Origin of the sequence: Streptomyces sp. MH60, assembly GCF_002939385.1 — a bacterium.
Lineage (GTDB): Bacteria > Actinomycetota > Actinomycetes > Streptomycetales > Streptomycetaceae > Streptomyces.
In genome coordinates this window covers 202,463-219,452 of record NZ_MULI01000002.1, presented here as the reverse complement: position 1 = coordinate 219,452, position 16,990 = coordinate 202,463, and the positions used below count along the sequence as shown (strand labels likewise).

Here is a 16,990-nt window from a genome sequence, read left to right as displayed (position 1 = left end):
TCGGGCGGACCACCGCCCCATGAGCACGCGTTCGCTCACCGCGCTCGCACCGGCCCGCCTCGGTGTGTGGACCGCGGTACTCACTCGGGTCGTTCACCGCCCCGATGCGGTCGATCTCACGCATCGCCTGCCGCTACCCGTTCCGTCCCGTCCGGTTCCGTCCGTGGCCGCGCGGTCTTCGTGAGGGCCATCATCTCCGCCAGCGGCCCGGTCTCCAGCACCGCACCCGCGGGACTCGGGGGGTTGACGTAGATCCGGTGCTCTTCGGGCAGTTGGGGCAGCAGCTCGATCGCGGCCCGGTGCTCGAAGGCGAGAGCACCCACCAGGTTCAGGTACCGGGAGGAGGTGAAGACCGGGACCACCGGGGTGCCGTCCGACCCGGTGGCCGTGACCGGCGAACCGTCCGGCAGCGTGAGGACGGCGACCTCGGCGTCGGTCAGTGCGTACGCCACGTCCTCGGCCGGGCCGTAGCCCGTGACGGCGCGCTGGAGGGCCGCGTCGACGGGGTCCGTGGGCTCGGGCCAGCCCAGCACCTGCGGGGAGGGCAGGTAGGCGTCGTTGTCCTGCCACTCCACGATCTCGCCCGTGGCGTCGGAACGCCAGCGGCCCGCCACCGCGTAGTCGGGCGGCACACCCTCGCCCCGCCACCCGGGATCGACCGTACCGAACCAGTGCCCCGGGGCCAGCCGGGCGGCCCGGACGATCTCCTCGGGGGGCTCGGGCGGATCGGGCCGCTCCTTCGCCTCGGCCACAGCCCCGACGGGGTCCGCAGCCCGGACGGCCTCATCCGGCGGCGGGGAGTCCAGAGGGAACGCGGGGGGTTGTGCAGAGTCGGTCATCGTGTCCTCGTTCACTGGGCAATTCATCGGGAACCGTCTGACGGCCGACTACCGGGCACGCCTACGATGACGCCGGTCCGAGCTGTGTTCGGACCCGTGCCGGTGGCCCCCGCCCGACGAAGCGCCCTCCTCTGCCTCACGGCGCCGGCGAGCCTCCGAAGCTGCCTCTTCCCTCAGCAGGTTGTAGCGGAATTCGTAGCTGTGCGTGTGGCCGGAGCGCACCTGACGCTCATAGAAGGCATTGAAGTCGCCCTCGGCGGCGAACAGGTCGGCCCCCGATCCCCCTCCACCGGCGCCGGCCACGATTTCCTGGTGCCTCATTCCGTTCTCCCACTCGATGCGTTCCACCTCCATGGCGAAGTACTGGGCGGCCGGCCACCCGGTCTGCTCGGCCAGGACGCCCAGCCTGCCGCTGCGCGCCTCGTCCTCCAGAGCGGCCAGGCGACGTGCCGACGCGGCATTGAGAATCTCGAACACGGCGGTTCCGGCGAGATGACCGGCACTGGCCCGCCCTCGATCCAAGATGATGGAACGGCTGTCCGGCCGCCATTCGCCGGGGGTACCTCCACGCGTACGACCGAACCGCACCGTGATGGGGCCGGCGGCTGCGATCTCCTGCCCGAAGAAGGGGGCAGCGGCGGCGACGAAGTCGTGCACCTCCCACATGGCCGTACCGTTGCTCCGGCTCTCGAAGGTCACTCCGCCCACCGAGCCGCGAAACGGGGTACCGGGGGACGGCGGAGTCCCGTGGTCCGATCCGTAGGCCAAGTCCGAGTCGGAACTGTCGTTCCTGTCCCGCCGCCTCCGGCGGGGAGAGGGCTCGGCGCCGCCCGACGAGCTTCCGTACGCCAGGTATGAGTCGTCATCCACACGATCGTGCCGCCCACTTTTGAACGCAGATTGCCCTGTGCCGACCTCCCTCACCGGGGCATTCCGAGCCGGGCTCTGCGACGACGGGATGTCCGCCGACGGCGATGGCTCCGCGGGCTCCTGCGCAGGCGGGCGGGCGACAGGCGAGCGACCGGAGGCCGTTCCTCGGGCGCCGTCGGGCCTCTCCCCCCGTCCGGCCGGCGCACGCACCGGATACTCCCTGGCATCGGCCTTCAGCGCCGCGGTCAGGTCCGCCGCGATCCCCGTGACAGCCTGGGCGTCGTCTCCCGACCACGCGCGCAGCAGCCGGTAGCGCTGGACGAGCGAGAGGTCGGCGGAGGCGGTCGGCAGGCCGCCCATGAGCGCGGCGTAGGCGTGCTGGTCGTGGTCGAGGACCACCCCGACCGCCAGCAGGTCGGCCACGGACACCGTGGGGCGGCCACCGGCCCAGTCCGCACCGGCCAGTTGGGGAACGTATCGCTCCGTGCCGGGTTCCTCGAGCCGCGACTCGACCCAGTCGTGCGGCACGCCCTCCGCAGTGCGGTCCGGCTCCGCCGGAGCAGTGTCGGTGTCGGTTTCGGTGTCGGTTTCCGTTTCGGTGTCGGCAGTAGCCTCCGTCTGGGCGGGGGCCTGCGAGCGGGGCGGCAGTTGCTCCGGATGCTGGTCCCACCAGTGCCGGTGCACATCCGGGTCCGAGGTGGTGATGTTCAGGTAGTGCGCATGGCGCTGCGCGTCGAATCCCAGGTTCATCGGGTGCCGCGGGATGAGCACTCTGCGGCCGAGCGCACGGCGCGTGCCCAGGACGTCGGCGAGGTCCTGGGTGGCCCTGTCCTCCAGCCCCACCACGACCACTCGGGCCGCGACCGGGGCCATCTGGCGCAGAGCGGGTTCCATGCGCAGCACTTCGGCGAACTCGTCGTAGGGAACGGAGCGGTTCGGGCCGTTGAGCCACGGCATGGACACCGTGCCGGCTTCGGAGCCGGGCTCCACCGCGACGACGAAGGGCCTCTCCGGCCCGTACCAGGGCGGCAGATGGCTGGTCCTGGCACCGGTTGCCGGATCGGTGACGGTGTACAGGTCGGCGTTGAACCGGTCGGAGAGTGAGAACGACGACCAGTTCCGCCCCACGGGAAGACCCGCGGTCGACACCAGTGCGGAGTCGGGGGCGAACACGCCACCGCGCTGAAGGTGGTAGGCGGCGAGGGCGACGGGGCGGTAGACGTCCCGGCCGATGGCCGCCGCCGTGGCGGCCATCCAGAGCAACGCCTCGCCGTCCTCCGCGACATCGACGCTCTCGTACGGGCGCAGGTGCAGCACCTGCCGTACCAGGGACTCCGTGTCCGGGTGGCCGTCCACCGCCTCGACGGCCGCGACGGTCGCCCACAGGGCGTGCTGCCTGAGGTCGGCGGTGACGGGCCGGTCGGGCGCGAGCCTCAGCACCTGCCGGACCGACTCGTCCTCGTCGTCCTCGGTCAGCAGTTCCAGGGCCCGGTCCACGCCCGGCAGCGCGACGAACGAGGACAGCTGGGCCGAGGCGCCGGACTCCAGCGCCGTCCGGGCGGCGAGCAGGGTGGTCCGGACGTCGGCGGGGTCCGTCGGCACGGGCCTGGTGTGGGGAGCGGGCTCCGTACCCGAATGCGCCCGAACGATCCGCTCCACCAGGTGAGGGGTGAGCCGGCCACGCGAGGCCAGCCGCGCGTCCGCCCGCCGCATGGCCTCGACGGCTCCCAGCCCGCTGAGCAGCGCTCGGTAGTCGCCGGCGGGGTCGTCGCGGTCGTTCTCCACCTCCACGCCGAAGAGGTCGCGCAACCCGCGCACCAGACGCAGGGTCGTCTCCCGCCGGTCTTGGAGGCCCGCCGTCAACCCGTCCAGACCGGCCACCGTCGAGAGCCGGTCCAGTTCCTCCGGTGTCGGCTCCGGCCGGTTCACACCGTAGGTGCCGGTGGCGCCCTGGGCGTTCGTATAGACACCGCTCTCGGGCTTGCCCACCGGCCCCCCGGTCACGTGGACCCGGCTGGGACCGTAGACGTCCTGGCCGAGCCCGTTGGCGACCTGCTGCGTCCAGGACACAGTGGCCCACGGGTCCGGGACGAAGGGCGCGTCGTCGGCGAACCCGCCCAGCGCGCCTCCGGGCTTCGCCGAGGCCCAGCACATCACGGCGACCAGCGGTTGCTTCCGGTCGAGCCTGCGGAAGCTGGGCCGACGCTTCAGGTAGCGGACCGTTTCGGGACCGCTGAGGCCGACGGGCCGGCCATCGGTGGCGCCGACGGTGGCGACCCCGGGCATTCCGTGTGCCCACAGGACATAGGGCTTGCGCCCCTGCCACTCCACCGGGTGGGCTCCATCGAGGGCGCGGTCGGTGACCGGGTCGACGTCGACCCACTCGGTGAACCCGGCGAGGTCCAGGCCGGTCGATTCCCGGCTGAACTGATCCTGGAGGTTCATCAGCATCCGTCCGGCCGGACGTCCGCCGACCATGATGGTGACGTTCTCGATGTCACTCATCCGGATGATCCGGTTGTCCAGGCCTCGGACGACGTCGCCGCCCATGGCGGGAGGCTCGGACGCGTCCCAGTCGTCGGGAAGACTCAGCACCCAGGAGCCCAGGGGGAGCTTGGCATCGCGCCGGTCGGACAGTTCGATGTGGAGGCGCGAGGTTTGCCCGCCCGGCACGAGTTCCGCCCGCCCGGTGTGCGCGTAGACCGGCCGCCCGGACCGGAACGCGCTCATCCGGGGCAGGTCGAGCCCCATGGCGCCGGCTCTCGACGAGGCCAGCACCACGGGGCGCGTCCCGTCGGCCGACGACAGGTCCGGGTCCCGTCCCACCAGCTCCGAGAGCTCCTGGTCGGATACGCGGTAGCGCGTCCCGTCCGGAAGAGCCAGCTCGGCTCCCCAGTGACTTCCGTCCGCGGTACCGACCACGAACGGGTCCTGGGTGACTGTTCCGGCCGCCCAGGGCGTCGGCGAGGGGTCCGTCGTGTCGCTGCCCGGCACCCGTTGACGCACGGCGGTGTCCGCCAGGGGGCCCGGGTGGCCGGTCCAGTTGCGGCCGCGCACCGAACCGTCCACAGCGAGCAGGCGCGTCCCTTCGGCGAACACCCCCTGACGGTCCAGGTGCAAGGCGGTCAGGGAAGCAACGCTGGTGGCGTCGTCCGTGGCCATCGCGTCGGTCACCAGGGCGTACAGCGGGCGCAGATGATCCGGCACGGCGTCGGTGTCGAACCGGGCGGCGTCCGTCGCCGGCGCGGGCGGCGGCGGCTCCGGGGCGCCCAAGGGCCGGAGCAGCACGAGGTCGGGCGCCTTGTCCAGGGTGAGGACGGGGTCGGCGTCGGAATAGAGGTTCAGTCCGGGCATCAGCCGCATCAGCTGATCGACGGCGCGCGACAGGGTCGAGACCTGCACCTCGACAACGGCGCGGCGCTCCCCCGGCCGGGGGTGCGGGGCGGGGTCCGCCCCGCTGCGGGCGTCGATCGGGAAGTCGTCCGCGGTGAGGGCTCGTCCGCGAACCCTGCGCACGGCTTCCCGCATCTCGGCAGGAAGCGTGGACAGGTGGGCGTCGATCTGCACCCGCAGCGCGTCCTCGACGATTCGGGCGGGCAGGCGCCCGGCCCCCTCGGGGCGCTGGGCGGGGCCCGAGCCGACGGCGATCCGTGCGCCGTCGCCGTAGCCGGTGATCTTGAGTGAGGGGATGCGCAGCCCGGCGGTCAGGTCGCGGACCGCGGCGCCTACGAGCCGCTGCGCCATGGTGGTGACGAGTCGCTGGGCGTCCTCGCCCAGTTGCGCCCCGCCGTCGATGAAGTCGATGTCGTGCCGGGCGGCCGTGCGCACGGGCACAGCGGCCCGCACCGGCGGGGAAACCGGCGCGCTCGCCGTGCCAGAGGACGTCGGGCGGGGCCCGTCGGCGGGCGGCGCTCCGGGGAGCATCCCGCTTCCCGCGGCCGTGTCGAGCCGGTCGGGCCGCTCCGGAGCGGGGACGGGACTCTGGGCCGCGGACTTGCTCCGGGGCCGGCCCGGCGCACTGGTGGGGAACCTGCGGGGCTCGCGGCGGGCGGCCTCGGCGTCCGGTGGCGCGGGACCCGGGTCCGATGGGGAGACGGACCGGGGGTTGCCGACGTCTGCGTCCGACCCGTCGGAGGAGTCCTCCGTGTCCGGGGCGAGCGCCACCGGGGGCGTTGGTGTCGGTTCGTGGTCCGTCTCGGCGGGGGCGGTGTCGATCCGGACCGCCGGCGGCCCCACCGCTGCGGGCGGCGTCGAGGGCGGTTCGGAGTCGGCCCGGGTCGGGGGCGCGAACAGGATGTTCGGCATGTTGGGCAGGCCCGGGAGGCGCAGCGTTCGGTGACGGGCCGCCAGCAGCACGTCCCGCAGCAGGGTGTGCGTCACCACGCCGCCGGAGAACCCGGCGCGTCGGGCGAAGTCGTCGGTGATCCGGGTGAGCTCACGCCAGGTCAGCGGTCTGGTGCCCTCCGGTCCCACGCCCAGCGCAATCCGCTGCATCTCCAGCTGGCCGAAGTCACGGATGAGTGCGGTGAACTCGTGCTGACGTCCGGGGTCGGAGTCGATGTCGATGTCGAACACCTCGCGCAGGGCGCGCACCCAGCGCAGTGCGCGTGTCGACCGCTCCGCCACCTCGGGGGGAAGCCCCGCCACGTCGGCGATCCACCGGAGTGTGTCGGCGTCCGGCTCCGGACGGTACTCCCAGATGCCGTGCCGGGGACGGTCCGGGTCGTCGCTCAGGACCAGGATCGGGGGCGAATCACCCACGGTCGGGACCGGGGTGACCTGGGCGTCCGTGGCGAACAGGACGCGCTGGGTCTGCGTGGAGACGTTCTGTGCCTCGGACGGTTCCACCAGCAGGTCCGAACCCGGCCTGAGCTGCGCGAGCTCACAGCCGAGTGCGAAGATGGGCAGGTTGGGGTCGAGCTGTTGCAGGCTGGGACGCCGCCGCACGATCCGACCCAGTTCGCCGGGCCGCAGATTGTACTGACGGCCGCTGCTCCGGCTCGAAACACTCGCCCAGCCTGCCCTGGCGTGCAGATAGAGGACATAGCTGTCCGTCAACGCCCGGGGCAGCCTCAGCATGGGGCCGTGGCGGCTGGGGATGGCGCCGGGCACTCCTTCGTCGTAGTTGGCGTAGTACTCCACACCTGACGCCTCCCGCAGCGCGGCTTCCATACGGACCAGATCGTCGCTGGTCAGATAGGCCCGACCAGTGAGCAGCTGTCCGTCCAAGGTGGTCAGCGGGTAGGACTCCACGTCGGAGGAGTCCAGTGCCGTGCCGACGGTGGTCTGTATCTCGTAGCCGGGAGAACGGTCGTGAAGGCCCGGATCGCTGGGGAACCAGACGCCGACGTGCCGCCCGGGACGGCGGTCGACCAGCGCGATCAGCCTGACGTTGCCGGGGCCCTCCGCGGGCATCAGGGAGAAATCCCCGTCCGTGCTCCAGACACGGGTCCCGGCCAGGTCCGCGAGCAACCGCGGCATGGTCTCGGGCGCGGCGTTCCGCGGGGGCCGGACGAGCAGCAGCACCGGGGCGCCCGGCGGCCGGTTGGGGTCGAGGGCGACCAGATGGGCGAACTCCCCGTCGTCCACGTACCGGGCGTTGCCGGACTGGTCGCGGACGATGATCAGGTCGGCGTCGGCGTCCCGCTCGGCGAGTGCCACGTGCGGCCGGTGGCCCCACAGCGCGGGGGAACCGACCATGGGTTCACCTCGCCGGCTTCCGGGCGCCCACACCTGGTCGACGTCGAGCTGGAGGGCTCCGCCTCCCGACCAGTCGCGCGCGGTGTACCTCTGGTACGGGTCGGACGACCACGTCTCCGGCCCCAGCACACCGGTGGTCCGGTGTGTCGCGTAGCCGGCGATGGAGGCGACAGATCTCGCCCAGCCGTGCCGGGCGGCACTGGCCGTGGTGAGCAGGAGGTTGCGGTAGTCCTCCGGGGTGATGTCGACGCCGGGGTCCAGGTGAAGCACCCGCTCGGCCGTCGCGCCCACGTCCATGGGGCCCCGGGGGCGTCCCGGATCGGACTCGTGCAGCCGGTTCAGCAGGGCCAGCGCGTCGTAGAGCGCGTCGAACTGCGGGTGCCGCCTGATGTCCCGGCCGAACATCTGCTTCATGGCTTCGACCAGCCTGCGGCTCAGGCGGCCGCCCTGGGCGGGAGGGGCCAGCAGCGTCCTGCCGTCCGGGCCTGCCCCGGTACGACCCCTCGGACCGGGGGACGGGTCGGACGCCGACAACGACGGGTCGGGCGCGGGCACGGGGGAGGGCGGCTCCGAGCCGGACTCCGACGTCCTGAGCTCACCCGCCAGGTCCCGCTCGGCGCGGTCGAACAGGGCGCGGAAGCCGCTGAGCACGTACGGGTTGTCCTGGCTGCCGAGAATCCCGGGCCGGCCGGGACCGTAGAGCCGTTCCAGGAGCGGCAGCAGCTTCGGGTCGTGCTCCCGCACCCAGTCGGCGCCGTTGTTGCGCGGCGAACCGGTGGCCAGGTCGGTACCGGCGTTGACCGCCAGGTAGGTGTTGGTGAGCTGGGCGAAGTAGTCGCGTGGGTTGCTGGCCGAGTAGTTCGCGCCGGGACCGTCCGGCCACCGGGCGGCCTCCCCCTCGGCGCTCTTGACCCGGTAGTGTTCCTCGATCTGCTTCCGGTCGGCCGGATCGAGCACCTCTTCGATGGCGTGGGCCAGCTCGTGCCGCAGTGCCCCGTAGCCGTCCGCCTGGATTCCGGCGCCCGGCACGTCGGCCGGCTCACCCAGCAGGTTCTCCTCGCCGATGGCGATCAGACCGTCGTGGTAGAGCGCCCGTTGGACGTCCACCGGCCGCCCGTCCGCCTCAACGCCCCGCAGGCCGGCGAATTGGGGCAGCGAGGTCACCGCCACCCCGCGCGGCACCACGACCACCCGTCGGCCTCCGGTCAGCAGGGACACCGTGACCTCGGGGTCCGCCAACATGCCGGACACGATGTCCTCGGCCTCCTGCCGGGCCGCGCTCGCCGGACCCCCGGACTCCGGTCCGTCGACCATCAGCCCCGCCGCGGCCGCCGCGAAGTCCTCCGGGGACAGGTGCTCGCGCAGACTGTTGGCCAACTCCTCGTTGGTGGCCAGCATCCGACGCTCAGCCGGTGACAGGGCTCGCAGCAGGGCGGCACGTTGGCCGGGGTCCACGGTCGGCAACCGCACGGCGAGGTCCGCCAGGACCGACGAGGAGAAACTGCCGCGGAACGTCGCGTGCGGTGTCAGGGTCGGACGGAAGGTGAGGTTGCCGTGCTTGCCGAGGAGGTCCGAGACGTAATCGTCGAGTTGGTCGATCTGGTTCTCACGGGAGTACACCTTGACGAGCGCCGCACGCTGCTCCTGGTCCACCCTGGTCTGTTTCCGGTACCAGTCGGCGTCGGCGGGCGCCTGGGGCACCTGGTCGAACTCCTCCTGGGTCCGCACCGGAAAGGTGTCGACCGGCACCAGGTCCAACGCACCGGTGTCGGGGTGGGAGACCGACCGGTAGACGACGATGTTGAGCCCGTCCACCTTCCCGGCCTCGATCTGTCGCCTGAGTGTGGGCCATTCGATCCGGTTGAGCACGCTGGTATTGGTCGTGCCGTCCAGGACGTGGGCGGTGGCCCAGCCCGTCAGGGACTCCACGTACGTCCTCGACAGCTGCTCCCAGAGCGCTCCCAGTGCGGGTGACGAACTCCACGTCGAGAGTCCGAAGAGCAGGCCGTCGAACATCCGGCCCTGGATGGACGCCTCCAGCACCACGCCGTGCCCCACGCTCGCGTTCTCGGTGGGGATGGCCGAACCCATCTTCGACCAGAGTCCGCCGTGGTCGGCGGACTGGGTCGCGTGGGCCTCCAGCGCCTCCTCGAAGCCTTCCTTGTCCTGGTGCCGGTGGTACCAGGAGTACTGGATCCTGTTGCCGTACACCCCCTTCTTCTGGAGGCCCGTCATGATCGCCTCGATGGCCGCATGGTCGACCGGGGTCGGCGTGCTGGACTTCCGGTCGCGATCGATGTTGTCGAGGAAGTCGCTGATGCCCTTCCTGAAGGCCGGGTCGGCGGCGAGAGCGCGGATACCCGCGATCCGGTGATACAACTCGCTCTTGTCACGCAGGAACTTGATGTCCTGGGCCTGCTCCGCCGTCAGAGCGTCCATCGAGCTCTGCGACGAGGAGAGGGAAGAGGCGGAGGACAGCATCGTGTTCGTCCGCCTCGGCGGGGTCGGTGGACGCGACCCCGCCGGGGCGAGGGGACGCCCCACCTTGGGCAGGCCGCGTCCGGTCCGCGCCGCCCGGTACAGGCCGAACGACAGGTCGGCCAGGGTGTCGAAATCGTTCTCCACCGTGCCGGCGGTGGAATCGGTGGCAGCGTAGAGACGGACCTGCACCACGGCGACGGGCGGTTCGAGGCGTGCCGCGCCCGCTTCCGGATTTCCGTCCAGATCGGGCCAGGTGCGGCGCAGAAGCAGCGCCTCACGCTGGTCGACCGGACGCTCCGGGTTCTCGCGGAGCAGGTTGTCGAGGTACTGACCGACCGTCGCGCGCTTCCCCTGATCCGCTCTCGGCGGCAGCAGCCGGTCGAGCACACCGACGTCCTTCGGAAGGTCCGCCACGTCGAAGGAGGTCGCGAACTCGGCTGCGAGCTGCTTGGCCTGATCCTCCAGGAACGCACGGGGTACGGGGCTGAGGCCGCGGCGTATCCCGGCGAGCGAGCCGCGCGAGACCACCGCGGTCAGGTCCTTGGGCGGCCTCGACCGGTCCAGACTGCCCCGAACGGCACCGGCGGCCTGGGCGTAACCGAGTGCGAGCGCGCCCTCCAACTCGGCGTGGTCCCACGCCAGCAGGCCGGACCTGTGCTCGGGATGCTGGTCCAGCCAGGAATCGAACCGCGTGCGTCCGTGCTTGGCGAACTGGAGGCCGAGTCCGAGATCCGAGTGGGCGGTACGGGCCGGGCCGGGCTCCCGGCGCATCCTGCTGCCGACATGTTCCAGGAAGGGCACGGCCTTGGCGATCGGCGTGGACGCCGAGTGGTGCACGAGCATCCGGTCGCCACCGGCCTCGTTGATCTTGACTGGCAGCCCTTCCGCGAGGGCGTCGACCCGGTAACCGGCCTCGGCGGGGAAGACGGAGCTGATGCTGCTGCCCGGCCTGGCGTTCTCCAACCGACTCACCACGTCGCGGAAGGCACGTACCACGTCGGAGCGCTCGGCCCGTCCGTCCGGCCGCCCGTTGGCGAGTCCACGGGCCGGTTCGGTCACCAGTTCCAGGACGGGCACGCCGCCGGCCCGGTCCAACGTGATTTTCAACAGGCCCGGCACCGACACGAGTTCGTCGTACTCGTCGTAGGTGTGGCCGTTGGGCAACTCAAGCCGGTATCGGTGCAGTTCCACCTCGAACCCGCTGGCCGGAGCGTAACCGTCGACCTCCACGGGGTGTTGCCGGGCCGCAACGGACACCGATGTCACCGGCGCGCCGGGCGCGGGCCGCTCCGGAGCGTTCAGCTGCCGTATCCGGTCGATGCGGTCGATGACCGCGGACTCCAACCGGGTGATCGCGTCCCATCGCCCGCTCTGCGGAGTCTTGCCCTTCTTCCACTCCCCCACCGCGTCGAGGACCGGACGCACGTCCTCCGCGCTCGGGTCGGCGGGCAGACCCGCCACCGCCTCGTCCACGGCGCTCAGGGCGTCGGAGCGCAGCCGGTTCGGCCCGGCGGAGATCAGCCGCCAGTCACGGATCGGATCAGCGTCGGCCGGGACAGGGGGGGCCAGCATGGAGTGCGGCTCAGTCGGAGGCGCGAGCAGGGCGTCCGGCTGCTGGGGCGGAGGCGAGGCGGTCTCGGAGCCGCGCGGAACAGCGTCCTCGGACGAGGTGGCGACGAGCGGCACGGCAGGCACCACCACCGGTGCGGGCCGGCGTACCAGAGCTACCGGCCCCTCGGCCGTCAGCTCCGCCTCCGCCGCCACGAAGGCCTCCGGGGACAGGTGCTCGCGCAGGCCGTTGATGAACTCCTCGTCAGCGAGTAGCTGATGACGCTGCTCCAACGACAGCCCCCGTAGATGAAGCGTGCGTTCGCCGGCGTCCACGCCGGACAGCTCCGCAGCCAGGGCCGCCGAGCTCCACGGTGGGACGCTGACGACGTCCTCCGCCTCCTGCTGGGGCGGTCCTTCCGGACCATCGGCTCTCAGCCGCTCCGTCGTCGCCGTGAAGTCCTCCGGGGACAGGTGCGCTTGCAGGCTGTTGACGACCTCCTCGTTGGCGGCCAGTGTCCGACGCTCATCCGATGACAACGCGTCGATCAGAAGGGCACGTTGGTCGGGGTGAACGACGGGCAGCCGCACGGCGACGTCCGCCAGGGCCCGCGAGGAGAAACTGCCGCGGAACGTGGTATGCGGTGTCAGGGTCGGACGGAAGGTGAGGTTGCCGTGCTTGCCGAGGAGGTCCGAGACGTAATCGTCGAGTTGGTCGATCTGGTTCTCACGGGAGTACACCTTGACGAGCGCCGCACGCTGCTCCTGGTCCACCCGGCTCTGCTTCTGGTACCAGTCGGCGTCGGCGGGCGCCTGGGGCACCTGGTCGAACTCCTCCTGGGTCCGCACCGGAAAGGTGTCGACCGGCACCAGGTCCAACGCACCGGTGTCGGGGTTGGGGACCGTCCGGTAGACGACGATGTTGAGCCCGTCCACCTTCCCGGCCTCGATCTGCCTCGCGAGCGTGGGCCACTCGATCCGGTTCAGCACGCTGGTATTGGTCGTGCCGTCCAGGACGTGGGCGGTGGCCCAGCCCGTCAGCGACTCCACGTACGACTTCGACAACCGCTCCCAGAGCACTCCCAGCGCGGGTGACGAACTCCAGGAGGAGAGTCCGAAGAGCAGGCCGTCGAACATCCGGCCCTGGATGGACGCCTCCAACACCACGCCGCGCCCCACGCCCGCCTCAGCGGTGGCGGTGGCCGAACCCAGCTTCGACCAGAGCGCACCATGGTTCGCGGACCGCTTGGCATGCGCCTCCAGAGCTCCCTCGAAGCCTTCCTTGTCCTGGTGCCGGTGGTACCAGGAGTACTGGATCCTGTTGCCGTACACCCCCTTCTTCTGGAGGCCCGTCATGATCGCCTCGATGGCCGCATGGTCGACCGGGGTCGGCGTGCTGGACTTCCGGTCGCGATCGATGTTGTCGAGGAAGTCGCTGATGCCCTTCCTGAAGGCCGGGTCGGCGGCGAGAGCGCGGATACCCGCGATCCGGTGATACAACTCGCTCTTGTCACGCAGAAACTTGACGTCCTGGGCCTGCTCCGCCGTCAGAACATCATCCGAGTCCTCCGATGAGGAAGAAGCGGAGGAGAGCATCGTATTCGTCCGCCTCGGCGCGGGCGGTTTCGGATCCGCCGCGGCCCGGACAGGAGAAGCCACCACGACGTCCGGCTCGGTCGGGGGCGCCAGCAGGACGGCCGGCTGCCGGGCCGCAGGCGAGGCGGTCTCGGAGCCGCGCGGAACAGCGTCCTCCGACGAAGTGGCGACGAGCGGCACGGCAGGCACCACGACCGGGGCGGGCTCGAGTACGACGGTCTCCGGGTCGGGCTGCGGCTCCTGCTTGGCCGGCCCGGGCTCCGGTTCTCCGGACTGCGTTCCCCCGGCCTTGGGCCCGGTCTTCGGTGCGGCGGACGTGAGGGCCGAGGGCGGGGGCACGGCGGCGGGTGGCACCGCTGTGCGCGGTGAGACGGAGGCAGTGGGGATCGGTGCTGGGAGGCCGGCCGGGGCGGCGGTCGGGGGCACGGCGTCGTCCGCGTGGGACGGTAGACCGAGGTCGGCCCGGAGCCGGTCGGCGAGCGAGTCGGCAGCGTCGCGCCCGCCACCCGCCATCAGCAGGTCCGCGACCTCGCGTACGGCGTCACGGTACGGCGCTACGGCGTGCCGCGAGTCGGCGCGCACGGGGTGCATCTCGAGCGGGAGCACGAGGCCAGTGGCTGTGCTCCAGGCCTGGGAGGGGGTGTACCCCGTTTTGCCGTCGGCGAGTGGAGGGGCGTCGGCCGCGAAGTCCGCGTACGACTCCTGCCACAGCCGCCTGGCGGCGTTCGCCGCCGTGACCTCCAGTGCCTGCGGCCACGGTCCGGGCTCCACCATGAGCAGCCGGGCCTGGTCGACAGGGGGCAGGCCGCTTTCCGCCAGCGGCACGTCCGTGCTGCCGAGCTGCCACTGCGCCCGCAGCGCGGGCGGGGCGGAGATCCCTGCCGTGTCCAGCGCTTCGCGGTCCACGGCACGGCCGAAGTCGAGGTTCCGCACGTCCGCGGCCAGGTCCTCCGGCCTCACCTGTCCGGCGATCCACCGGCGCTGGCCGCCGTCCCGCTCGACGGCGGGGGCCGGACCGTGATCCCGGTCCGGGGGCAGGGAGTGCGGGTCCGTCCCGAGGTCCCGCAGCTGATCCTCGGCCGACGTCAGTTCCTTCTCGGCCCGCGCGACGTCGTCCAGGGCCCGGTCGAGGCGGGCTGCGTCCCCGCTGGTTCCCACGCCCGTGTCCATCCGGTCGCGCAGCTCCTGTACGGAGTCCAACGCGCCCGACAACCGCCGTACGACCTCACGGTGTTGCTCACGCAACGCCTCCGCGGCCGAGGGGCGCTGGGGGTCGGTATGCCCGTCCGCTCCAAGGGGGCCGGGCGACGCGGCGGTGACGGGATCCGGTGCTGCCTCGTCCGCCGGGGGCGGAGCCTCCCCGGACGGCTCGGACTGCGGAGGGGAGGAGGGGGCGTGCGTCTGGGGCTGGGGTGAAACCGGAGTGTGCGTCTGCGGCTGGGGCGAGGAGGGGGTCTGCGTTTGCGGCTGGTGCGAGGAGGGGGTCTGCGGCTGCTGCTCCGGACGAGGCGAGTCGGAGGTGTGCGTCCCCGGCTGCGACTGGGACGGTGCCCGGGACCCGGGCTGCTGCTGCGTCTCCGGGTGCGACTGCGAGTGCGACGAGGTGGCGATGCGGGTCTCGGGCTGCGGCTGAGGCGAGGCGGGAGTGTTACTCGGGGCCTGGGTGTGCGGCTGTTGTCCGGACTCGAACCGTGTCTCGGGCTGCGGTCGCGGCGCCTCCTGCTTCTGGTCGGCGCCCACCTCCAGCGCCTCTTCCGCGTGGCGGTGCCGGGCCTGGTCCTGGCCCTGATCGTGCTGGGCACCACCGGACGGGGCCTGCCGATGGCCCTCGTGCTCCCTGTCCGGCGACGCCCCCGAGCTGGTGGGCACCTGCCCTCCGAGCGTGCCACCGTCCTGACCGGGAACCCGCTGGTCGAGGTTGCTCACCGCGTCGAGCCCGGTGGACCGATGGGCACCAGGGGTCTGCGGGGAGCCGGGAAGCTGCTGAGAACCGGAGGCGAGGGGGGAGCCGGGGGCCTGTTGCGGCCCGGGGACCTGCTCGGAGCCGGAGGTCAGGCTGAGGCCGGGAAGCCGCTGGGGCCCGGGTCCAGGGGTCTGATGGGAATCGTCGAACCGGGTGAGGGGGCTGTGCCCATTGTGGCGCCGGAGTCCGTCGAGGCCGTCCGGCGTGCTCAGGCCGGCGGAACTGCCGAGACCGCGGACGTCGCGGCCGCCGTTGACGCTGCCGGGGCCGGCGATCGGGTCCGGCCCTCCCGCTCCGTTGGGGCCGTTGCCGTTGCCCCCTCGGAGACCGTGTCCTCCGTCGAGGTCGCCGACCCCGCCGAGGCCGTCCAGGTCACCTGTCCGCGTCTGGAATCCGGTCCGGAAGCCGCCTCCCGGGCCCGTGTCGACGTTCCCGAGCTCTCCGTTCCCCGTCTCTCCCGTGGATCCACCCGTGGAACCACCGGAGGGCCCACCGGTCGCACCGCCCGGGCCACCAATGGAACCACCCCGCAGGCCGCCCCCGAGGCCGTCCTTGAACGAGAAGAAGTTGTGCAAAGCCCCGCCGAACGCCAGACCGCCTCCCATCAGGCCCATCTCGACCTGCCGACTGACCATCGCCCCGACGGCGGTCCAGGGATTGACCTCGAAGCCGTCGTAGAACATCTCGTTGACCAGTCCCTCGGCAAGGGTCTCCGCAGCGCCTTCACTGGGGGCCTGGCCGATCTCGTCGATCACGTGACGCCGGATGCCCGGGCCGGGTCCGACGCGCGGCGGACCGTCCGGCAGGTCGCCCCACCGGTTCCCGCCCGGGGTGTTGAAAAGGCCGTCACCGAGGTCGTCGTTGTTCCACTTCTTGGTCGGGGGGTCCTTCATCCAGTTGTCGGCATAGGAGTTGAAGGCGTTGGTGACCTTCCTGACGACGACTCCGAACAGTTCGGAGAAGGCCCCTGTCAGCGCGCCGAACACGGCGGCGATGCCGACGTCACGCCAGTCGACCCCGCCGGGCCGCTGTCCCTCCGGTGCCCACCGCATGAGCGCGAGCCGGGTCGCCAGGGTGAGGAGGGCCTCTTCGATCGCCTCGGTGACGGCGGAGAAGATCGGGATGCGGTTGGACAGCTCATACAGGATGACCAGCATCCGCACCCTGGCGATCATCTTGCGCACGGCGATCTGTGTGGCCGACGCGCCGCCTGTGACGGCTGCCAGGGCGGTGAAGATGGCGATTTCGGCGGCCAGCCGGATCAGCTCGGCGATGAGGTTCCACTTCGCTTCGCGGACGTCCATGGCCGTCTTCCGCAGCCCGCCGGACGCCTTGCCCATGCCCTCGGTGAGCTTGTCCAGCTCGGGCCGGACGCTCTCCATCGCGGCGATGAAGTTCCTGCCGATGTCACCGGGCAGCGCGTCCCCGACGAAGGCGATGCTCTCGTCGACCTTCCCCTTGAGGATGTCGACCTTGCCCTGCGTGCTCTGCATGACCAGACCACGCAGCGCGGCCACGTCCTCGTCGGTCTCGGGGAACCTCTCCCCCGTCACGACGAACATCAGGTTCCGCAGCTCTTCACTGGGCATGAGCGCCATGGGTCAGCCTCGCCGACCGCCGCCGGGAGCATCCTCGCCGGCCCCGTAGCCGGCGATCTCCGCGTCGATCCCGGCCAGGATGTCGCCCTGCGTGCTCGATGTCGCGTTCAGGTTCAACAGCACCGCGTCACAGGTCCGTTCCAGCACTTCACCGAGCCCGTTGAGGGCGGCCGAGACCGCATCGCGGTTGCTCGTGAAGTTGGCCTCGATCTTCCTGCCGTTCTCGTCGCCACCGCACCACGAGGTGTCGCCCATGATTGCGTCGAACTCGGCGACGAGACCCCAGCTGTAGGAGCCCAGTTCGGCGAGCAGAGCCTTTCCCTGTTGCACACGCTCGGGTTCCAGGTGAAAGGTGTCGTCGTCGCTCATGTCCGTCTCCTCGTACCGCACTCGTC

The 16,990-nt window shown here is 71.6% G+C and carries 3 protein-coding genes; all 3 read right to left on the bottom strand.

Annotation, left to right across the window (positions count from 1 at the left end; genetic code table 11):
- Positions 1-116: 116 nt before the first annotated feature.
- Positions 117-752 (bottom strand): type VII secretion system-associated protein, encoded by a 636-nt coding sequence (locus BZZ08_RS02865; RefSeq protein ID WP_241965345.1) that lies wholly within the window; start codon positions 750-752, stop codon positions 117-119.
- Between the two features lie 135 nt (positions 753-887).
- The gene (locus tag BZZ08_RS02860; protein WP_133169141.1) at positions 888-16,586 is read right to left on the bottom strand and encodes a lonely Cys domain-containing protein; all 15,699 of its coding nucleotides are present in this window, start codon (positions 16,584-16,586) and stop codon (positions 888-890) included.
- Between the two features lie 12 nt (positions 16,587-16,598).
- A complete protein-coding gene (locus BZZ08_RS02855) occupies positions 16,599-16,964 on the bottom strand; it encodes a hypothetical protein (RefSeq protein WP_133169140.1) in 366 nt (121 codons plus the stop codon).
- Between the last annotated feature and the right edge of the window lie 26 nt (positions 16,965-16,990).

Coding starts and splice junctions, on each gene's coding strand:
- BZZ08_RS02860 (WP_133169141.1), bottom strand. CDS start 16,586: ATGCCCAGTGAAGAGCTGCGGAACCTGATGTTCGTCGTGACGGGGGAG.
- BZZ08_RS02855 (WP_133169140.1), bottom strand. CDS start 16,964: ATGAGCGACGACGACACCTTTCACCTGGAACCCGAGCGTGTGCAACAG.